Annotated in this window: 19 protein-coding genes; 6 read left to right on the top strand and 13 right to left on the bottom strand. The window is 69.0% G+C overall.

From position 1 onward, the window contains the following. Positions 1-5 precede the first annotated feature (5 nt). Positions 6-2,102, top strand: a complete 2,097-nt coding sequence (recG, locus tag NFH66_RS17365; RefSeq protein ID WP_349611546.1) for an ATP-dependent DNA helicase RecG — start codon at positions 6-8, stop codon at positions 2,100-2,102. A 25-nt stretch (positions 2,103-2,127) separates the two neighbouring features. Here the strand turns inward: recG and NFH66_RS17370 are convergent, their stop codons facing one another. From NFH66_RS17370 to NFH66_RS17390, 5 genes are all read right to left on the bottom strand, one after another. Further along, positions 2,128-3,192, bottom strand: coding sequence for an FUSC family protein (locus NFH66_RS17370; protein ID WP_349611548.1), 1,065 nt, complete (start codon positions 3,190-3,192; stop codon positions 2,128-2,130). Continuing rightward, positions 3,155-4,252 carry an FUSC family membrane protein gene (locus NFH66_RS17375; protein WP_349611549.1) on the bottom strand — a complete coding sequence of 366 codons (1,098 nt, stop codon included), beginning with the start codon at positions 4,250-4,252 and terminating at the stop codon, positions 3,155-3,157. The genes NFH66_RS17370 and NFH66_RS17375 overlap by 38 nt, the downstream gene beginning before the upstream one ends. Before the next feature lie 22 nt (positions 4,253-4,274). Next, positions 4,275-4,631, bottom strand: coding sequence for a hypothetical protein (locus NFH66_RS17380; RefSeq protein ID WP_349611550.1), 357 nt, complete (start codon positions 4,629-4,631; stop codon positions 4,275-4,277). Positions 4,632-4,718: 87 nt separating this feature from the next. Further along, on the bottom strand, positions 4,719-4,994 hold the full coding sequence (locus NFH66_RS17385; RefSeq protein ID WP_349611552.1) for an HU family DNA-binding protein: 276 nt from the start codon (positions 4,992-4,994) through the stop codon (positions 4,719-4,721). Positions 4,995-5,151: 157 nt separating this feature from the next. Next, positions 5,152-6,312, bottom strand: coding sequence for an FAD-dependent oxidoreductase (locus NFH66_RS17390; protein WP_349611553.1), 1,161 nt, complete (start codon positions 6,310-6,312; stop codon positions 5,152-5,154). Positions 6,313-6,370: 58 nt separating this feature from the next. Between NFH66_RS17390 and NFH66_RS17395 the strand changes: the two genes are divergently transcribed. The 4 genes from NFH66_RS17395 (at position 6,371) to phoR (ending at position 10,068) form a co-directional block, all read left to right on the top strand. Beyond that, the gene (locus NFH66_RS17395; protein WP_502878683.1) at positions 6,371-6,937 is read left to right on the top strand and encodes a chorismate--pyruvate lyase family protein; all 567 of its coding nucleotides are present in this window, start codon (positions 6,371-6,373) and stop codon (positions 6,935-6,937) included. A gap of 112 nt (positions 6,938-7,049) precedes the next feature. Continuing rightward, the gene (gene ubiA, locus NFH66_RS17400) at positions 7,050-7,940 is read left to right on the top strand and encodes a 4-hydroxybenzoate octaprenyltransferase (RefSeq protein WP_349611555.1); all 891 of its coding nucleotides are present in this window, start codon (positions 7,050-7,052) and stop codon (positions 7,938-7,940) included. Between the two features lie 132 nt (positions 7,941-8,072). After that, positions 8,073-8,762, top strand: coding sequence for a phosphate regulon transcriptional regulator PhoB (phoB, locus tag NFH66_RS17405; protein ID WP_305796186.1), 690 nt, complete (start codon positions 8,073-8,075; stop codon positions 8,760-8,762). Between the two features lies 1 nt (position 8,763). Continuing rightward, positions 8,764-10,068 carry a phosphate regulon sensor histidine kinase PhoR gene (phoR, locus tag NFH66_RS17410; protein ID WP_349611556.1) on the top strand — a complete coding sequence of 435 codons (1,305 nt, stop codon included), beginning with the start codon at positions 8,764-8,766 and terminating at the stop codon, positions 10,066-10,068. A 7-nt stretch (positions 10,069-10,075) separates the two neighbouring features. On the opposite strand, the gene cysZ is transcribed toward phoR, so the two are convergent. The 6 genes from cysZ to NFH66_RS17440 all read right to left on the bottom strand — a co-directional run bounded on the left by cysZ (position 10,076) and on the right by NFH66_RS17440 (position 16,242). Continuing rightward, entirely contained in the window at positions 10,076-10,804 is a 729-nt protein-coding gene (cysZ, locus tag NFH66_RS17415) for a sulfate transporter CysZ (RefSeq protein ID WP_349611558.1), read from the bottom strand. Between the two features lie 91 nt (positions 10,805-10,895). Then, on the bottom strand, positions 10,896-11,624 hold the full coding sequence (gene phoU / locus NFH66_RS17420) for a phosphate signaling complex protein PhoU (RefSeq protein WP_349611560.1): 729 nt from the start codon (positions 11,622-11,624) through the stop codon (positions 10,896-10,898). 26 nt (positions 11,625-11,650) lie between these two features. After that, positions 11,651-12,424, bottom strand: a complete 774-nt coding sequence (pstB, locus tag NFH66_RS17425) for a phosphate ABC transporter ATP-binding protein PstB (RefSeq protein ID WP_349611771.1) — start codon at positions 12,422-12,424, stop codon at positions 11,651-11,653. Between the two features lie 65 nt (positions 12,425-12,489). Further along, positions 12,490-14,034 (bottom strand): phosphate ABC transporter permease PstA, encoded by a 1,545-nt coding sequence (gene pstA / locus NFH66_RS17430; RefSeq protein ID WP_349611561.1) that lies wholly within the window; start codon positions 14,032-14,034, stop codon positions 12,490-12,492. Continuing rightward, on the bottom strand, positions 14,031-15,245 hold the full coding sequence (locus tag NFH66_RS17435; RefSeq protein WP_349611562.1) for an ABC transporter permease subunit: 1,215 nt from the start codon (positions 15,243-15,245) through the stop codon (positions 14,031-14,033). The genes pstA and NFH66_RS17435 overlap by 4 nt, the downstream gene beginning before the upstream one ends. Before the next feature lie 73 nt (positions 15,246-15,318). Beyond that, positions 15,319-16,242, bottom strand: a complete 924-nt coding sequence (locus tag NFH66_RS17440) for a PstS family phosphate ABC transporter substrate-binding protein (RefSeq protein ID WP_349611563.1) — start codon at positions 16,240-16,242, stop codon at positions 15,319-15,321. A gap of 192 nt (positions 16,243-16,434) precedes the next feature. On the opposite strand from NFH66_RS17440, the gene NFH66_RS17445 reads away from it, so the two are divergent. Then, a complete protein-coding gene (locus tag NFH66_RS17445) occupies positions 16,435-16,836 on the top strand; it encodes an acyl-CoA thioesterase (protein WP_349611564.1) in 402 nt (133 codons plus the stop codon). Positions 16,837-16,965: 129 nt separating this feature from the next. On the opposite strand, the gene NFH66_RS17450 is transcribed toward NFH66_RS17445, so the two are convergent. Both NFH66_RS17450 and uvrD read right to left on the bottom strand, forming a co-directional pair. Then, positions 16,966-18,066 (bottom strand): TRAP transporter substrate-binding protein, encoded by a 1,101-nt coding sequence (locus NFH66_RS17450; protein WP_349611566.1) that lies wholly within the window; start codon positions 18,064-18,066, stop codon positions 16,966-16,968. A 127-nt stretch (positions 18,067-18,193) separates the two neighbouring features. Next, positions 18,194-20,395 carry a DNA helicase II gene (gene uvrD / locus NFH66_RS17455; protein WP_349611567.1) on the bottom strand — a complete coding sequence of 734 codons (2,202 nt, stop codon included), beginning with the start codon at positions 20,393-20,395 and terminating at the stop codon, positions 18,194-18,196. Between the last annotated feature and the right edge of the window lie 136 nt (positions 20,396-20,531).

The raw sequence follows: 20,531 nt of genomic DNA on the forward strand, positions 1-20,531 counted from the left end.
ACCCCATGGCTCTCGACGCGCCGGTCACGTCGCTCAAGGGTGTCGGCGAGGCACTGGCCCAGAAGCTCTCCCGGCTGCGTATCGACAACGTGGGCGACCTGCTCTTCCATCTGCCGCTGCGCTATCAGGACCGCACCCGCATCACCCCCATCGGCACCCTGCGCGCCGGTCACGAGGCGGTGGTGGAGGGCGAGGTGATTGCCGCCGAGGTGGTGCGCGGCCGCCGCCGCAGCCTGCTGGTACGCTTGCGTGACGGTAGTGGCCTGCTCAGCCTGCGCTTCTTCCACTTCTCGCCGGCCCAGCAGCAGCAGTTCCAGCCCGGCACCTGGGTACGCGGCTTCGGCGAGGCCCGCGCCGGCGCCACCGGCCTGGAGCTCTACCACCCGGAATACCGCCTGCTCAAGGCCGATGCCCCCCCGGTAGAAGACCACCTGACACCGATCTATCCCGCTACCGAGGGGCTCCACCAGAGCCGCCTGCGGGCGCTGATCGAGCAGGCCCTGGCGCGCCTGGACGACGCCCCGGAGGCGCTGCCCGACTGGATCACCGCGGACCTGCGTGAACGCTTCCGGCTGCCCGAACTGCACCGCTGCCTGCACGTGCTGCACCAACCGCCGCCGGAGATCGACCCCGAACAGCTCGCCGGTGGCCGCCACCCGGCCACCCGCCGCCTGGCGCTGGAGGAGCTGCTCGCCCACCGCCTCAGCCTGCAGGCGGTGCGCCTGCGCATCCAGCAGGATGGCGCCCCGGCACTGTCCTCGGGGCGCGGCCTGCAGGCGCGCTTCCTGACCCAGCTGCCCTTCTCGCTGACCGCCGCCCAACGCCGGGTGCTCGATGAGATCGCCGCCGACCTGGCCCGGGAGGTACCGATGCTGCGCCTGGTACAGGGCGACGTGGGCTCCGGCAAGACGGTGGTGGCCGCCATGGCGGCACTCTCCGCCATCGCCGGCGACTGCCAGGCGGCCATGATGGCGCCCACCGAGATACTCGCCGAGCAGCACTACCGCGCCTTCCGGGCCTGGTTCGCGCCGCTGGGCATCGAGGTGGCGTGGCTGGCCGGCAAGCTCAAGGGCAAGGCGCGCCTGGATACCAAGGCCGCCATTCAGGACGGGCGCGCACGAATGGTGGTGGGTACCCATGCACTCTTCCAGGACGACGTGCACTTCCAGCGCCTGGGTCTGGCGATCGTCGACGAGCAGCACCGCTTCGGCGTGCACCAGCGCCTGGCGCTGCGCGAGAAAGGCAAAAAGGGCGAGAAGGGCGAGGCCGGCGGCCTCACCCCCCACCAGTTGGTGATGACCGCGACCCCCATCCCGCGCACCTTGGCGATGAGCGCCTACGCCGACCTGGATGTCTCGGTGATCGACGAGCTGCCCCCCGGGCGCACGCCGGTGAAGACCGTGGCGATGCCCGGCGAGCGGCGTCCCGAGGTGGTCGAGCGCATCCGCCACGCCTGCGCCGAGGGGCGTCAGGCCTACTGGGTCTGCACGCTGATCGAGGAGTCGGAGGTGCTGGAGTGCCAGGCCGCCGAGGCGACTCGGGACGAACTTGTCGAGGCGCTGCCGACGCTCGCCATCGGCCTGGTCCACGGGCGCATGAAGGCCGCCGAGAAAGCGGCGGTGATGGACGCCTTCAAGGCCGGGGAGCTGGACCTGCTGGTGGCCACCACGGTGATCGAGGTGGGGGTCGACGTGCCCAACGCCAGCCTGATGATCATCGAGAACCCCGAACGGCTGGGGCTCTCCCAGTTGCACCAGCTACGCGGCCGGGTGGGGCGCGGCGCCACCCACAGTTTCTGCGTGCTGCTCTACCACCCGCCGCTGTCAGCCCACTCCCGGGAGCGCCTGGCGGTGATGCGCGAGACCAGCGACGGCTTTCGCATCGCCGAGAAGGACCTGGAGCTACGCGGCCCCGGCGAGGTGCTGGGCACCCGCCAGACGGGCCTGGCACAGATGAAGATCGCCGACCTGGAGCGCGACGCCGACCTGCTGGACCGCGTTGCCCCCCTGGCCGAGGCGCTGATGGCCACCCACCCCGAGGCCAGCCAGCCCCTGATCCGTCGCTGGCTCGGCGAGGAGGCCGGCCGCTACGGGCAAGTGTGACGACCGCAAGCCTGCATCGTCCCGCTCAAGGCTGATCCTCGATCAGCCGCGCCGCGGCCTCTCGCAGCGGCGCCAGCTGATCGCCGATCAGCTCCAGCTGGGCCCCCAGCAGGGTGTCCGACGCCGCCTCGGCCGCCACCAGGGCCGCGCCGGGGTCGATCGGCTCGCGCCGCTCCAGCGCCCAGGCCAGCGCGTCCAGCTCGGCGAGCAGCGCCGCGGCCCTGGCACTCTCCGCCGGCGTCACCCCGCGGCTCTCGCCGCGATGGGCCCCCAGGGCGGAGAGATAATTGAGCAGGGTGTGGGCGTGGAGCAGGAAGGGCAGCCCGCGCTCGGCGTCGCGGCGGAAGGGCCCCGGCTCCTGCTGCACGTTGGCCAGCATGGCGGCGAGCTCCGCGTCGGCGTTGTGAGCATTGCGACGGGCCAGGCGATAGGCCAGGTCGTCGCGCTTGCCGCTGGCATACTGCTCGACCAGCGCCGCCAGGTAGTCGCGCCCGGCCGCCAGGGTGGCGGCTGCCTGGCGATGCAGCCGCCTGCCCTGCCAGTCGGGCAGGATCGTCAGCACGGCAAGCCCGGCGATGCCGGCGCCCAGCAGGGTATCCAGGAGACGCGGCCAGATCAGCCCGAAGCCATCCCCTACCTGGTTGAAGCAGCTCAGCACCATCAGGGTGATCGCCGCCGTGGCCAGGGTGTAGTGCCGCCCGCGCAGGGCGAAGAAGGCGACCCCGGCGACCACCGCGATCCCCGCCTGGAGCGCCGGCGACGGGAACAGGCTGATCAGCGCCCAGCCCGCCACCAGCCCCAGCACCGTGCCCAGGATGCGCTGCCACAGGAAGCGCCGGGTGGCGCCGAAGCTGGGCCGGCACACGAACAGGCTGGTCAGCAGGATCCAGTAGCCCTGGGTGGGGTGGATCAGGTGCAGTAGCGCATAGCCGGCGACCAGGGTGGCAGCCAGCCGCACGGCATGACGGAACACCGGGGAGCGCGGGGTCAGCTGCGCCTGCAGGCGCTCCGCCACGTCGCCCAGGCCGTGGGGCGTGCGGTCATGGAGCGCATCATCGTCCCCCCACGCCGCGCTCGGGGTGGCGAGCACCGGCCAGGGCCCGTCCCAGGGTCGCCAGGTTATCGGCCACGGCCTCCAGGGCGGGCAGCAGCGGCTGGCGCTCGGCGGGCAGCGTCCCCCGCAGGTGCGCCAGGGAGGCCTCCAGGTCGACCAGCGCCTGCTCGCTGGGGGCCAGGTCGAAGGAGCGCTTGAGCAGCAGGCCCCGGGCCAGGGTCCGGCACGCCTCGCCCTGGGCCTGGAGCACCCGCTGGACGCGGAACAGCACGTCGTGGTGGAAGAAGGCCTCGGCCAGCTCGGCGTAGGGGGAGTGGGAGGAGCTGGCCCGCTCGTGGATATCCTGGGCGATGAAATAGAGGCGCAGGTAGCGCGCCAGCCGCGGTGAGGCGCGCTGCCCCTCCAGGCGCCGAAAGAGGCGCTCCTTGGCGTCGTTGAGGGCCTCCACCACCCGGCCGTTCTGGCGCGCCAGCTCCAGGCGCCGGCTCTCCACGTCCAGTCCGCGCAGCGGCTCGAAGAGCGCCGCCTTGAGGCCGAGGTAGCGGGCCAGCTCGCGGTAGACCCGCGCCATGGCCAGCTGCAGCGGCTGACGCGAGAAGAGCGCACACCACGCCACCGAGATCGCCCCGTACCAGGCGGCGCCGCCCACCAGCAGCGCCGGCTCCCGCCACAACTCACCCAGCGCCGGGCTGCCGCGCTGCTCGAGGCTGATCAGGGTGTAGATGGTCAGGATCAGGGTGGCGTTGGCGATGGTCGCATAGCGCTGGCTGACCGCGCCGAGCATGGTCATGCCGAAGGCCGCCAGGCCCAGGGTCACCGCCAGGGGCCAGGGGTGCGTGAAGAGCAGTTCCATCGCCAGGGAGGCCAGCACAAAGCAGGCCAGGGTGACCAGCAGGGCGGCAAGCCGGCCGGGCCAGTCATCATCGGTCTCGGCCAGGGCACTGGCGATGGCGCCCAGGAACAGCGGAATCAGGCTGGCCATGTCGCCACGCCACCAGCACAGCAGCGTGATACCGGCCAGGGCGATGAAGACCCGCAGGCTGTAGGCGGCGGGCTCGAGGGTCCAGAAGCGGCGCAGGACCAGGGAGGGGGACATGGCGGGCACGAGTCTCCCGCGCTCAGAGGTGGCGCAGCAGCTTCTGCAGGCGCTGGAGATCGGCGGCGTCGCCGACCAGGCGCACGCGCCCCTCCATCATGCCGTCGAGGAAGGCCTGCTGGGTCGGCTTGCGCAGCACCTCGAGTGCGGTGGCCGCATCTGCGAAGCGTAGCTCCAGGTCCAGGTCCACCGGCAGGCCGCGACCATGCTCGATACCGCGGGGCGACATGCGATAGTGGCGGGCGATGGAGAGGTCCTCGGTGGCGACCCCCCAGTCGAGGCCGCGCATCTCGCCGAGCAGCTCGCGGAAGCGAGGGTTGCGACGCAGGGCGCGGCCGAGCAGCCAGCCCAGCACCCAGAGCATCAGTTTCAGCTTCATGTCATCACCACCGGAGCCCTGGAGGGTGGAAACAAAGACGCCTGGCGCCGGAACCTGGCCAGGCGTCCCGGGGTTACTTTCCCGGGGTTACTTGGCGACGGCGTCCTTGAGGCCCTTGCCCGGCTTGAAAGCCACCGTCTTGCTGGCCGGAATGATCAGCGGCTGGCCGGTCTGGGGATTCTTGCCGGTGCGTGCGGCGCGCTCGCGCACGGCGAAGGTGCCGAAGCCGATCAGCGAGACATCCTGCCCCTGGGAGACACTCCCGGTGATCTCGTCGAGGATGACATTGAGGACCTGGCTCGCCTTGTCCTTCGACAGGTCGGCACGCTCGGCAATCGCCGCCGCGAGTTCTGGTTTACGCATACAATCCTCCTGGTGTGGCACGGGATCCCGGCGCATGGCTCGGGACGTTGTTGTCATGGCAGACGGCGCCCGGCGTTCGCCCGGTGATGGATCGGGCGACGGACGAGTGGCGTCGCAGGGTGCGCTGCGGCGACCGCCTCGGGCCGCCATCGCCGACCTAGCCTAACAACGCCGGCGCAGCCCGCGCCAGTTCGACTTTCCGACGCACGCAGGCCCCTGTCAACGCAAATCCGATCAAACGTCCGTCCTCGGCCTCCGCCAGGGCCGTGAGATCCCCCCCTTCGCCCTCGATCCGCCAGCGTGCCGGAGCGCGCGTAGGCGGTAGTGCCACCACCGGCAGCAGCGGCGTCTTGACCAGCACCGGCCAGGCTCCGTAATGCACCGGGGTGGGGGTGCCAGTCAGGGTCCGGGCCAGGGCCTTGGCGCCGGCCTGCAGGGGCTGCACATACATGGCGTTGAGGCCATCGACGCAGGCCACATCGCCCAGCGCGAAGACCTCCGCCACCGAGGTGGCCAGGGTACGATCGGTATGGATGCCCGCGGCGCTCACCTCGAGGCCCGCCGCCTCGGCCAGCGCGGTGCGGGGCGACAGGCCGGTGGCCAGCAGGACCAGGTCGGCCCCCACGGCCTCACCACCCTCGAGACACACCCGCGCCTCGCTACCTTCGGCCTCGAGGCTCGCGACTCCAACGCTCAGGTGCAGGTCCATGCCGGCCTCCCGGAAGGCCTCGCCCAGCGCTCGACCCAGTGGTTCGGGAAGCAGGCGCGGCAGCGGCGTGGCCTCCGGCGCCACCAGGCTCACCCGGTGACCGCCGGCCAGCAGGTCATTGGCGAACTCGCAGCCCACCAGGCCGGCACCGATGATGACGACCCGCGCCGGCCGGCCCAGGCCGCTCAACGCGGCATGGAAGGCGCGGTAATCGTCCAGGTCGTTGACCGTCATCACCCGCCCGGCCAGCGCCTCGGGCACCCGGAAGGGCGACACCGGCGCCGCCCCGGTGGCCAGCACCAGCGTCCCATAGGCCAGCCGCTCCTCGCCGATGCACAGGGTGCGGGTCGCCGTATCGATGGCCTCGACCCGGGTCTGGGTGCGCACTACGGCGTTCAGCGACTCGGCGGTCGCGAGGGCGCCGCGGGTGGCCAGCCGTTCGGGCGGCAGGCCCTTGGCGAAGCCGGTGGAGAGCAGCGGCTTGGCGTAGTCGTCGCCGGCATCGGCGGTGATCAGGGTCACCGGCCGTTCGGCATCCAGGGCACGCAGCTGGCGCAGCAGGCCGAGGCCCGCCATGCCGCTGCCGAGGATGGTCAGGGGGGCACTCATGGCTCTCCTCGTCGAGGAAGGGGGATGGTGGCGCATGGTACACTACCCGGCCTCAAGGATGGACACGGAGCCCGTGGTGCCCGATTCCTCACGTCACGCCCTGGCCGGCCCGGCGCGCTGGCTGCCGCTGGCCGCCGCACACCCCGCCATGAGCCCCGTCTGGCGGCGCTGGGTCGGCTCCCGGGATTCGCTGACCCTGCGCCTCACCGAGGCCGGCCGGCCGCGCCCCTTCCGGGTCCAGCTGCTCGACCAGCGCACCGGCACCCCGCGGCGCGACGAGGCGAAAGCCCTCGGCCTGCCGCCGGGACGCCAGGCCTGGCTGCGCGAGGTGGCGCTGTGCCTGGACGAGGCGCCCTGGGTAGTGGCGCGTTCGGTGGCCCCCCTGGAGGGTCTGCCCGCCCATGACCTGGGGCATCTCGGCGAACGCTCCCTGGGCTCCTGGCTGTTCCGCCAGCCGGACCTCGCACGCGGCGAGATCGAGGTGACCCGCAGCCCTGCCGGCTTCCATCCGGGCCGCGGCCCCTGGGGGCGCCGCTCGCTGTTTCGCCACGGCGACTTCCGCGTCCTGGTGCAGGAGTGGTTCCTCGACGCCATGGCGGATGACCTCGGCCTGCCTTCGCGCTAGGCTCTGGGGTTCCCGATGCCCAAGGGCGCCGGTAGCGCGCCTCCCCGAAGACGTATCGCCGGAACAGCCCCGTCCGCGCATCCCCCCACCCCACACCCACTACGAGGTAGAGATGGACCGCTCCCTGATGCGCCCCACGGGCCTGGCCCGGGTACCCGACTTCCTGCGCCTGATGCGGCTCGACCGCCCCATCGGCACCTGGCTGTTGATGTGGCCCACCCTGTGGGCGCTGTGGGTGGCCGCCGAGGGCCTGCCGGAGCGCCACCTGCTGCTGATCTTCATTGCCGGCGTCTACCTGATGCGCGCCGCCGGCTGCGTGGTCAACGACTACGCCGATCGCCACTTCGACGGCCACGTCAAGCGGACCCTGGACCGCCCCCTGGCGACCGGTCGCATCAGTGAAGGCGAGGCCCAGGCGCTGTTTCTGCTGCTGGTGGCCGCGGCCTTCGTGGTGGTGCTGTTCACCAACCTGTTCACGATCCTGCTGTCGATCGGAGGCCTGGTCCTCGCCTTCATCTACCCCTTCATGAAGCGCTACACCCACCTGCCCCAGCTCTTTCTGGGGGCCGCCTTCTCCTGGGCGATCCCCATGGCCTTCGGCGCGGTGCTCGGCCATGTGCCCTTCGAGGCGTGGCTGCTGTTCGCCGCCAACGTGGTGTGGACCGTGGCCTACGACACCCAGTACGCCATGGTCGATCGCGACGACGACCTGAAGATCGGCATCAAGTCCACCGCGGTGCTGTTCGGCGCTGCCGACCGTTTCATGATTGGCCTGCTGCAGATCCTGACGCTGCTGCTGCTGGCCTGGGCCGGGGCACGACTCGCCCTGGGCGGCTTTTTCTGGCTGGGCCTTATGGCCATGGCCGCCACCTTTGTCTGGCAGCACTGGCTGATCCGCGAGCGCGAACGCGAGCCCTGCTTCCGAGCCTTCCTCAACAACTACTGGTCGGGGCTGCTGGTGTTCGCCGGCATCGCCCTGAGCCTGTGGCCGGGGCTCGCGTAGGGAGTTCGTGTAGGTAGGGAGTTCGTGTAGGTAGAGAGTTCGCGCTGTCGGTTCGCGGGTGCCCCTGTCACGCGAGTGTCATAATGCCATGATGGAATCGTCAGCAAACCGTCATTGACCCGAGGCTTCAGGATGACCGCCAAAACCGTACTGATCGTCGACGATGAGGCGCCGATTCGCGAGATGATCGCGATGGCACTGGAAATGGCCGACTATCGTGTGCTCGAGGCGGACAACGCCCAGACCGCCCACGCCATGGTGGTGGACCACCAACCCGACCTGCTGGTGCTCGACTGGATGATGCCCGGCACCAGCGGCATCGAGCTGGCCCGACGCCTCAAGCGCGAGGAGACCACCGCCGAGCTGCCGATCATCATGCTCACCGCCAAGGGCGAGGAGGACAACAAGATCCAAGGGCTCGAGTCCGGCGCCGACGACTACATCACCAAGCCCTTTTCGCCCCGCGAGCTGGTGGCCCGCCTCAAGGCCGTGCTGCGCCGCGCCACGCCGCGTGGCGTCGAGGATCCGGTGGAGGTGGACGGCCTGCTGCTCGACCCGGTCAGCCACCGGGTCAGCGCCGACGGCCAGGGGCTCGAGATGGGACCCACCGAATACCGCCTGCTGCAGTTCTTCATGACCCACCAGGAGCGCGCCTACACCCGCAGCCAGCTGCTCGACCAGGTGTGGGGCGGCAATGTCTACGTCGAGGAGCGCACCGTCGACGTGCATATCCGCCGCCTGCGCAAGGCACTGGGCGAGCGCCACCAGCACCTGGTGCAGACGGTGCGTGGCACCGGCTACCGGTTCTCCGCCAAGGCTTGATGTGAGGCTCTGGAAGCGCGAGCTATGGCGCCTTCTCCTGCTCGCCGGCCTGGGCCTGCTGATCGGCTGGCCGCTGGGCGCCCCGGGCGCCGGCCTGGCCCTGGGGCTGGCGCTGTGCCTCGCCTACCACCTCCATCAGTTGCGCAGCCTCTATCGCTGGCTGACCCATGACACCCAGGCGGAACCGCCAGCGGCCGGGGGGTTGTGGGGCGACCTGATGGACCGCCTCTACCGCTATCAGAAGGGCCAGCGCATCACCCAGGGCCGGCTGCTCAGCACCCTGCGACGCATCCAGGAGTCCTCCGAGGCGATGCGTGACAGCGTGGTGATGCTCGATCGCCACGGCGACATGGAGTGGTGGAACAGCGCCGCGGAGCAGATGCTGGGGCTCAAGCCGGCCCTGGATCGCGGCCACCATATCACCAACCTGCTGCGCGACCCGCGCTTCGTCGACTACTTCCACCGCCGCGACTACCGCGACCCTCTCACCCTGCCCTCGCCCATCGACGAGCGCATGATCCTGCAGTTCCAGATCACCCTCTACGGCGACGACGAGCGCCTGGTGATGGCCCGGGACATCACCCGCCTGCACCGCCTGGAGGAGATGCGCCGCGACTTCGTGGCCAACGTCTCCCACGAGCTGCGCACGCCGCTCACGGTGCTCGCCGGCTATCTGGAGACCTATGCCGACCAGGCCGAGCTGCTGCCGCCCCGCCTGGGTCGCGGCCTCTCGAGCATGCAGGAGCAGACCGCGCGCATGCAGAACCTGGTCCAGGACCTGCTGCTGCTGTCGCGGCTGGAGATCGACCGCGGTGGTGCCGACCATATGCCGCTGGACATGGCGGCACTGCTGGAAAGCGTCAAGCGCGACGCCGAGGCGCTCTCCGGCGGGCGCCATACCATCGTGGTGGAGCTCAAGGAGTCGCGTGCCCTGACAGGCAGCGACCAGGAGATCCGCAGCGCCCTCTCCAACCTGGTCTTCAACGCGGTGCGCTACACCCCCGAAGGCAGCCATATCACCCTGAGCTGGCGACCCGGCGCCGAACACGGCGCCTGCCTGGAGGTGATCGACAATGGCGAGGGGATCGACCCAGTGCATGTCCCGCGTCTCACCGAGCGCTTCTACCGGGTCGACAAGGGACGCAGCGCCTCCACCGGCGGTACCGGCCTGGGCCTGGCCATCGTCAAGCACGTGCTGCTGCGCCACGACGCCTACCTGGAGATCGACTCCCGGCCTCACCAGGGAGCGACCTTCCGCTGCCTCTTCCCCGCCACGCGGCTGGCGACCGAGGCCCTCGCCGACTAGCCCCGGCTCAGGCGCTGTGCGCCGGCAAGTTCCGGTAGTGGCCATCCCACATCAGCACCGCGGCGGCCACCGCCCCGGGCAACAGGAAGAGGTTGGCCAGCGGGATCCAGGTGATCAGGGTGACCCCGCCGCCGTAGGTCAGGGTCGGCCACCAGCGCGCCTTCAGGCGGCGACGCATATCGGCGAAGCTCACCTTGTTGTTGTCCATGGGGTAGTCGAGGTAGGTGATCGCCATCATCCAGGCCGAGAACAGCGCCCACAGCAGCGGCGCCACCAGGTTGACCAGCGGAATCCAGCTGAGCACGAACAGCGCCGCCATGCGCGGCAGGATATAGGCGAGCTTGACCATCTCGCGGCCCAGGGCGTCCACCGTGCTCCTGGCCAGGCCACGGTCGTCGAGGGGCGCTCGACCGGTGGCGGCGACCTCCACCTTCTCGGCCAGGAAGCCATAGAAGGGCGCGGCGATGACATGAGTCACCAGGGTGAAAGTGAAGAACACCACCAGCACCAGGCTGATCACGAACAGCGGCCAGATCAGCCACTCCAGCCAGGCGAGCCAGCCGGGCACCATGGCCATCCAGTGGTCCAGCCAACTGCCGAAATTGGCCAGCACGAACCACAGCATGGCCACATAGACCAGCAGGTTCACGACGATGGGAGCAAACACGTAGCGGCGCAGGCCGGCCCCGTAGACCAGGCGGGTGCCACGGGTCAGCGCCGTCAGGGCATCAAGCATTGCAGTTCCTCGCGGGAGCGACGATCAATGAAAGCAGGCCATCGCCTTGGGGCGATGGCCTGCGCTATTGACGATCAATCGTCGCCCGAGGTCAATCCCTGCGCGAGATCGCCTCGGCGTCGAGGTCCTCGGGGTCGATGTGGCGGATGTCCATGCCCTTGACCAGGTAGACCACGTACTCGGCCAGGTTGTTGGCGTGGTCGCCGATACGCTCCAGGGCACGCAGGATCCACATCAGGCTGAGCACCGGCGAGATCGAGCGCGCGTCCTCCATCATGAAGGTCATCAGTGAACGCATGGCGCTCTGGTACTCGTTGTCGACCTCCTCGTCCTCGTGGACCAGCTTGAGCGCCAGCTCGGTATCGAAGCGGGCGAAGGAGGTCAGGGCGTCACGCACCATGCGCCGCACATGCTCGCTGATCATGCGCACCTCGACGAATCCACGGGTGCCGTTGTCACCATCGATCAGCTCGCAGGCATTGCGGGCGATCTTGCTCGCCTCGTCGCCGATGCGCTCCAGATCGGAGCCGGCGCGGATCACCGCCAGCACCAGACGCAGGTCGGAGGCGGTGGGCTGGCGGCGCGCCAGCACCTGGGTACACTCCGCGTCGATCTTGATCTGCATGTCGTTGACCGCGCGGTCGTTGTCGACCACCTGGCGGCCCAACGCGGAATCGCCCTCGAGCAGGGCCGTGACGGCATCCTGGACCTGCTTCTCGACCAGGCCTCCCATCGCCATCAGGTGGGTCTTGAGCTCCTCGAGCTCCTGGTTGAACTGCCGGGAAATATGCTGGCTGTGGATATCGCTGCTGATGTCCATGGGACTCTCCTTGGGGGCCGGACCGGTCAGGTCATGCGCCCGGTGATGTAGTTCTCGGTGCGCCGCAGGCGCGGATTGGTGAACAGCGTCTGAGTGGGGCCATACTCCACCAGTTCGCCCTTCTGCAGGAAGGCGGTGTAGTCGGAGACCCGAGCGGCCTGCTGCATGTTGTGGGTGACCAGCACCAGACTGAGCTGTGACTTGAGGTTGCGGATCAGCTCCTCGATCTTCAGCGTCGAGATCGGGTCCAGGGCCGAGGCCGGCTCGTCGAGCAGCAGCACCTCGGGCTGCACCGCCAGGGTCCGGGCGATCACCAGGCGCTGCTGCTGGCCGCCGGAGAGGGTCCACGCCGAGGCACGCAGGCGATCCTTCACCTCCTCCCACAACGCCGCCGACTGCAGAGCCCACTCGACGGTGTCATCGATCACGCGCCTGCGCATGCCGCCCTGCAGGCGCAGGCCGAAGGCCACGTTGTCGTAGATCGACATGGGGAAGGGATTGGGGGCCTGGAACACCATTCCCACACGGCGCCGCAGCTCCGCCACATCCACCTGCGGGGCGTGAATATCCTGCCCCTCGAGGTGGATCTCACCGCGCCGCACCACCTCATCGTTGAGGTCGTGGAGCCGATTGAGGGCCCGCAGCAGGGTCGACTTGCCGCACCCCGACGGCCCGATGAAGGCCGTCACTCGATGTCGCGGAATGCGCAGCGTGAGATCACGCAGCGCCGGTTTCTCGCCATAGGCAAGGCTCAGGCCGACGATCTCCAAGCTGCTCTCGGAGGCCGCGAAATCGATGATCGGCCCGCTGGCGGCGGGTGACGACGTGAAAACGGACACGAAACAGTCTCTCCCCAGGGCCGGCGCTACCAGCGCGACGGCGCCCCATGACGCGCCCCCAGATGATGACGCAGGAATATTGCAGTCAGGTTAAGCACCAGGATCACCAGCACCAGCAGCAACGCCGTGGCGAAGACCAGCGGCATGGCGGCCTGGACGTCATCGCCATGGAAGGCCGCATCGTAGATGTGGTAGCCAAGATGCATGAACTTGCGCTCAAGATGCAGGAAGGGGAAGTCACCGTCCACCGGCACCTGGGGGGCGAGCTTGGCCACGCCCACCAGCATCAGCGGTGCCACCTCGCCGGCGGCCCTGGCCACGGCCAGGATCATCCCGGTCAGCATGGCCGGCAGGGTCATCGGCAGCACCACCCGGGTCAGCATCTCCATGCGCGTGGCCCCCAGGGCCAGGGCGCCCTCCCGCTGGTGGTCGGGTATCCGGGCCAGCCCCTCCTCGGTGGCCACGATCACCACCGGCAGGGTCAACAGTGCCAGGGTCAACGAAGCCCACAGCAGGCCGCCGGTGCCGAAGGTGGGCGACGGCAGCGATTCGGCGAAGAGCCACTCGTCCAGGGTGCTGCCGATGCCATAGACGAACACCCCGAGCCCGAACACCCCATAGACGATGGAGGGAACCCCGGCCAGGTTGCGCACCCCGATGCGCACCAGCCGGGTTAAGGGCCCCTGGTGGGCCACCTCGTTGAGGTAGATGCCCGCCAGCACCCCGAAGGGGGTCACCACCAGTGACATCAGCAGCACCATCAGCACGGTGCCGAAGATCGCCGGCCAGACGCCACCGGCGCTGTTGGCGGCGCGCGGCCCCTCGGAGAGAAAACGCCATACCCCCCCAGCCCAGGCGACCAGCTTGTCCGGAGGCGACATGGCATTGGGACGCCAGGCGCGCAGCACCACGTCCAGGGGCTGCTCGATACGGCGCCCGTCGACACTCTCCAGCAGCAGGGTCTCGCTACCCATGGCCGTCTGGAGTTCGCGAATCCGTGCATTGGCTGCGGCCAGCGCCGCACGGGCATCGGCGTCGCCATGGTTCCCGGCGTTGTCGAGGCTCCGAACCAGGGGCACCACCACAGCGTCGCGCAGCCGGTCGCGCTCGTCGCGCAGGGCGTCGAGTTCGGCCAACCGCGCCTGCAGGGCGGGCCAGGCGGCCTCGCCGGTGTGGTGCTCGTCACCGGCGGTGACAGCCACCAGTCGACCGTGGAACTCTCCCCAATGGCTGCGCTCCAGCACCACCAGTTCGGCAGGATGGCGAATAGCGGCGATGGCACTCACCTCGATCCAGCGCCAGCGATCGCCGTCCAGGTCGCGGTTGGCGGTGAAATAGAGCCGCTCACGCGCCTCCTCGCCGGGAATCCGCTCCTCGCGCACCGCCACCCCGGCGAAGGGCTGGCCGTCCTGGGGCGTCACCAGGGCCACCTCATCGGGCCAGAAGTGGCCCAACCCTCGGGTAGCCAGCAGCCACAGGAGAGCCAGCAACATCAGTAGCGACAGCGCCACGCTGCCGGCGGCGAGCCAGGGCCAGAGGCCTTCGCCACACCGTCGCCACAGGGCCCTCATGATCCCCCCTCCAGCCGCCGATAGCGGCGCTGCAGTCGCGTGCGCACCCCTTCGGCCAGGGTATTGACCAGGAAGGTGAAGGCGAACAGCACCAGCGCCGCCAGGAACAGCAGCCGGTAGTGGGTACCCCCGACGGCGGCCTCCGGCAGTTCGATGGCGATGGTGGCCGACAGCGAGCGCAACCCCTCCAGCGGGGAGAGGCTCATCAGGGCGGTATTGCCGCTGGCCATCAGCACGATCATGGTCTCCCCCACCGCACGACCGGCGCCGATCATGATCGCGCTGAAGATGCCCGGCGCGGCGGCGGGCAGCAATACCTTCCACAGCGTCTGCCAGCGGGTAGCCCCCAGCGCCTGGGCACCCTCGCCGAGGCTTCCGGGGACACTGTTCAGGGCATCTTCGGCCAGGGCGTAGATGCCGGGGATCACCGCGAAGCCCATGGCCAGGCCAACGATCATGGCATTGCGCGCGGCATAGTCGAGGCCCAGGGTATCGGCGAGCCAGCCACGCAGGTCGCCCCCGAACAGTGCGGCCTCGACCACCGGCGCCAGCCACAGGGTGGCAACCCCCACCAGTATCAGCCAGGGCATCAGCCACAGCCCCGCCCAGCCCAGCGAGAGTCGCCTGCGCAGGGGCATGGGCAGCAGCGCCCGGAGACCACCGGCGGCCACGGCCCCCAGCGGCAGGGTCACCAGCAGCACCAGAGCGCCCGCGAGATGGCGCTCCACCCAGGGGGCCAGCAGCATGCCGGCCACGAAGCCGATCACCACCCCGGGTAACGCCTCCATCAGCTCCAGGGTGGGTTTCAGGCGGGTACGCAGGCGACGCGGCATGTAGAGAGCCGAGTGAATGGCGGCGCCCAGTGCCAGGGGAATCGCGAACAGCAGCGCCCAGAGCGCCGCCTTGAGGGTGCCCCAGACGAGTGGCGCCATGCCGAAATGGGGCGTATCCCCCTCGACCAGGGGGCCGGGCCGCCAGCGATGCTGGGGCTCGGCATATCCCTCCACCGGCTGGGGACGCCACAACTCATGGGGCTCCAGGGCATCGGCCCCCAGAAACAGCGGCACCACCTCCAGGGCCAGGAACACCCCGATGGCCAGTACCGAGACCACCACGCCGACGCCCCCCGCGGTAATCAGCAGGGTCGCCAGGCGGTCACGGACGCGACGGCGGCGTAGTCGCAGGGAGAGGGGGTGACGAGGATCGTTCATGGCCACTCATGGGCGTTGAATAAGGGGTGAAGGCACCACTTTACGACACTGTGGTGACAATCACGTGACAACGCTACTCGGCAGGCGGCAGCGAGGCTAGCCATTCGCGCTGCCGGGCCAGACGTTCCTCGGTCAGGACGACGAAGCCCTGCTCCTCCACCACTGTCTGTCCCAGCGGGGAGAATACCAGCTCGAGGAAGGCATGCTCCGGAGCCGGCAACGCGCCGCCGGGAGGCAAGTTAAGGTAGAGATAGAGGGAGCGCGACAGCGAGTAGTCACCACGGCGTACCGCCTGCGGCGTGGGCCAGGCGAGCTCGCCTGCCGCGTCGCGGCGTGGTAGCGCCTTGACCCCGGCGTTCAGGTGGTTGAGGCCGGCGAAGCCGATGGCCGAGGGCTCGGCGGCCACCGCGGCCACCACGGCCGCCGAGCCGGGGTGTTCGTTGAGATCCACCCGGTAGCTGCCACCACACAGCGCTCGCAGGCGGAACAGGTCGTGGGTACCCGAGGCGGCGTTGCGCCCATGCAGCACGACGCGATCGCCCGGCAGCGTCACTCCAAGCTGACTCCAGCGCTCGATGGGGTGCTCGGCGCCACACCGGCGCGACTCGGAGAAGATGGCATCCAGCTCCCGTCGGCTGAGGCTTTCCAGCGGATTGTGGCGATGCACGACGACCGCCAGGGCGTCGTAGGCGACCTCCAGCTCCACGGGAGGATAGCCGTGGCGTTCGATGAAGGCCTCGCGTTCAACCTCGTTCATGGGACGCGACATGGGCCCCAGACGCGTGGTACCTGCCGTCAAGGCGGCGGGGGCGCTGGCCGAGCCGCTGGCCTGGAGCTGCAGACGCACGCCCGGGTGGCGTTCGGTCAGCAGCTCGCCCCAGCGCAGCATCAGCCCCGCCAGGGTGTCCGAACCTACCGCGCCCAGGGGGCCGACGACGTCATTCGCCGACAGCCGTGCCGCCATCAGGCTCAACAGCCCGCCGAGCAGCAGCGCCATCCAGCGCCCTCGCCTGTGCCCTCGTCTGGGCCTGCCGATTACCACCATGCTACCTCCACCGATCGTTGCTCCCCCGGCTGATGATACCCCTTCGTACCCGACAGGCCGGACGGGGCTGGAGGGCGGGCCGGGCTGGGTTTACCATGGGCCGCGGTCTCGCTCCCAATAACAAGCCAGGACAATGACATTTTCATGACAGATCTCGACGACAGCCCCCGCCCACGGGGCGAGCTGACCCTCAAGCTGCTGGCCAGTCGCCAGGACACCAACCTCCACGGTGATATCGCCGGCGGTTGGCTGGTCGCCCATATGGATCAGGCCGCCGAACTGGCCGCCGACCGGGAGGCCAATGGCCGTACCGCCACCGTGGCCATCGAGGCCATGGACTTCCTGTGCCCGGTGCGGGTCGGCTCCGTGGTGAACATCTTCACCCGCCTGGTGGAGATCGGCCACAGCTCCATTCGCATCGACGTCGAGGTGTGGATCCGCCAACCCCATGAACGCAATCCCGACGAGCTACACAAGGTCACCGAGGCACGCTTCGTGATGGTGGCCATGGATGACAAGGGGCGCATCCGCGCGGTGCGCCAGTAGGTTCACTCATCTCCCCAGCGGACTTCCCAATGCAACGGGGGCGCCATTCGGCGCCCCCGTTCTACTCTGCTGGGTCATGCTCGACGGGAGCCTGCCATGCCGAACCACAGGCTGCCAGGCACGCCTCCCTCAGGCGCCGACCGCCTCGCGGGCCTTGAGGTAGGCGAACTCGCCGGCGTCGTTGGAGGGCCGCACCAGCTTCTGGAAGGCGACATAGGAGTCATGGACCTTCTTCGAGTCCGCATCGTTCTCGACCTGCTCGGCGATCACCTCCTGGGAGGCCTCATAGAGCGCCTTCATCACATCCTCGGGGAAGCTGCGCAACTCGACACCATGCTCGTTGACCAGTGTCTCCAGGGCCTGGGCGTTGCGGAAGGTGAACTCGCTGATCATCGCCAGGTTGGCCGCCCGGGCCGCCTCGGTCACCACCACCTTGAGGTCGTCGGGCAGGGCGTTCCAGGCATCCAGGTTGACCGTCCCCTCGAGGATCGCACTGGGCTCGTTCCAGGCCGAGGTGTAGTAGTAGTCGGCCACCTGGTGCAGGCCAAAGGCCAGGTCGTTGTAGGGGCTGACCCAGTCGGCGGCATCCAGCACCCCGGTCTGCATGGAGGTGAAGATCTCCGAGCCCGGCATGTTGACGGTGGTGACGCCGATACGGTTCATCGCTTCGCCGGCCAGGCCGGGCAGGCGCAGCTTGATCCCCTGCAGGTCCTCCAGGGAGTTGATCTCCTTCTTGAACCAGCCACCGGGCTGGGTAGTGGTGTTACCCACCGGGAAGGGCTTGAGGTTGTGCTTGGCATAGACCTCGTCCCACAGCTCCTGGCCACCACCATGATAGAGCCAGGCGTTGGTCTCCTGGGTGTTCATGCCGAAGGGCACCGCGGTGAAGAACTGCGCCGCGGCCACCTTGCCGCGCCAGTAGTAGGAGGCGGAGTGGCCCATCTCGGCGGTACCAGCGGCCACGGCATCGAAGACCTCCAGGGCGGGCACCAGCTCGCCGGCGCCGTGCACGCGAATACGCATGCGGCCGTTGGAGAGGGTCTCGATGCGCTGGGCAAACTCGCTAGCACCGGTGCCGAGCGCCGGGAAGTTCTTGGGCCAGGAGGTGACCATGTCCCAGGTGATGGTCTCCTGGGCACTGGCGGTGGAGACGAAGGGGGCAGCTGCAATACCGGCAGCGCCGGCACCCAGGGTCTTGATGCTGTTCTTGAGGAAGAGACGGCGTTGCATGCAGAAGGCTCCGTACGGATTTTTATAAGGGCGCCAGGAGGCGCTGGTGTCCAGCAGGCAGTATGCGTCAAGGGGCCCGGGGCGCCAAGCGTATGCCGTTGACGTGAAAGTTAACGCACGCAGCCGCTCACAGCGGCGTCAGCTTGGCGAAACCCAGCACCAGCCACTTGTCGCCCTCGCCCTCGAAACTGACCTGCACCCGGGCACGGGGTCCTTCGCCCTCGGCATTGAGGATGACCCCTTCGCCGAATACCGGATGGCGCACCCGCTGGCCCAGGGAGAGCGAAGGCAGGTCGTTGCCGCCATTGACCTCGCTCTGGCGCAGCCCGGCGGGACGCGAGACGGTTACCGGCCGCGACACCTGGCCGCGCAGGCGCACCTCCTCGAGGTACTCCTCGGGAATCTCGCTCAGGAAGCGCGAGGCGCGCTGGAAGGTCTCCTTGCCGTGGAGCCGACGAATCTCGGCGTGGGTCAGATAGAGCTTGCGCATGGCCCGGGTCAGGCCGACGTAGCAGAGGCGGCGCTCCTCCTCGAGGCGGCCCGGCTCCTCCGCCGACATGCGGTGGGGAAACAGCCCCTCCTCCACCCCGGCGATGAAGACCACCGGAAACTCGAGCCCCTTGGCGGAGTGCAGGGTCATCAGCTGGACGCCGTCCTCGAACTCGTCGGCCTCGTGCTCGCCGGCGTTGAGCGCCGCCTCGGAGAGGAAGGCCTCGAGTGCCACCGCTCCCTCGCCGGCCTGCGGCGGGTCGAAGGACTCCCCCTGGGTGAAGGCCCTGGCCGCGGTGACCAGTTCCGCGAGGTTCTCGACCCGAGCCTGCCCCTTCTCGCCCCGCTCGTTGCGATGGTGCTCAAGCAGGCCGGTACGCTCGATCACATGGTCGATGATCTCATGCAGTGCCAGGCCGGCGCTGTCGTTGTCCAGGGCGTCGATCAGGTTGGCGAAGAGCTGCAGGGCGCTGCCGGCACGCCCCTTGAGGGAGCCATCGGCCAGGCCGTCGTGGAGGGCATGCCACAGCGAGACGCCGCCCTCCCGTGCCCGCTGGCGCAGCAGCTCCACGGTTCGCGTGCCGATGCCGCGGGCCGGCACGTTGATCACTCGCTCCAGGGAGGCATCGTCATCACGGTTGAGCAGCAGGCGCAAGTAGGCCAGGACGTTCTTGATCTCCAGGCGCTCGTAGAAGCGATGGCCGCCGTAGATGCGGTAGGGCACGCCCTGACGGATCAGGGTCTCCTCGATCACCCGCGACTGGGCATTGGAGCGGTAGAGGATGGCGATCTCGCGGCGATTGATGCCCTCCTCGACGCGCTCACGCAGGGTATCGACGATAAAGCGCGCCTCGTCCAGGTCATTGAAGCCGCTGTAGACCGAGATCGGCTCGCCGCGCTCGCCGGCGGTCCATAGCGTCTTGCCCATGCGCTCGGCGTTGTGGCTGATCAGGGCGTTGGCGGCCTCGAGGATGGCACTGGTGGAGCGGTAGTTCTGCTCCAGGCGCACGGTCCTGGTGCCGGAGAATTCACGCTCGAAGCGGCGGATGTTCTCCACCCGGGCGCCGCGCCAGCCATAGATCGACTGGTCATCGTCGCCGACCACGGTCATCGGCGTGGTCATGCCGCTGAGCAGCTTGAGCCAGGCGTACTGCAGGGTATTGGTATCCTGGAACTCGTCCACCAGTATATGGGCGAAGCGCTCCTGGTAGTGGGCCAGCAGCGCCGGGGTGTCACGCAGCAACTCCAGGCTACGCAGCAGCAGCTCACCGAAGTCCACCAGGCCACCGCGTTCGCAGGTGAGCTGGTAGCGCTCGTAGAGCTCGACCATCTGCCCCAGGTAGGCGTCACCGTGGACGTCCACCTGGTGGGGACGCAGCCCCTCCTCCTTGCAGCCGGAGATGAACGACTGCACCTGGCGCGGCGGGAAGCGCTCGTCGTCGATCTCATTTTCCTTGATCAAGCGCTTGACCAGGCGCAGCTGGTCGTCGGAGTCGATGATCTGGAAGTGCTGGGGCAGGCGCGCATCCTGCCAATGGGTGCGCAGCAGGCGGTGGGCGATGGAGTGGAAGGTGCCGACCCAGACGTTGCGCAGCGAAAGGCCGAGCAGCGCCTCCAGGCGGGTACGCATCTCGCGCGCCGCCTTGTTGGTGAAGGTCACGGCCAGCACCGCGTAGGGGGAGAGCCCCTCGGCCTGCATCAGCCAGGCGATGCGATGCACCAGCACCCGGGTCTTGCCGGAACCGGCCCCGGCCAGTACCAGCATGTTGCCCTGGGGGGCGCTGACCGCCTCGCGCTGGGCGGCATTCAGGTGGTCGAGGATCGGCGTGACGTCGTCCATGGAGAGGGCATCGCTGCTGGGAAAATGGGCGAACAGCTTAGCATAGCCGCAAGCCGCAAGCTGGAAGGCAGCATGATGCCCCCCACCCAAGGGGTAAGCCGTAAGCCGTAAGCCGTAAGCCGTAAGCCGTAAGCCG

Origin of the sequence: Halomonas sp. H10-9-1, from assembly GCF_040147005.1 — a bacterium.
Classification (GTDB): Bacteria; Pseudomonadota; Gammaproteobacteria; order Pseudomonadales; family Halomonadaceae; genus Halomonas.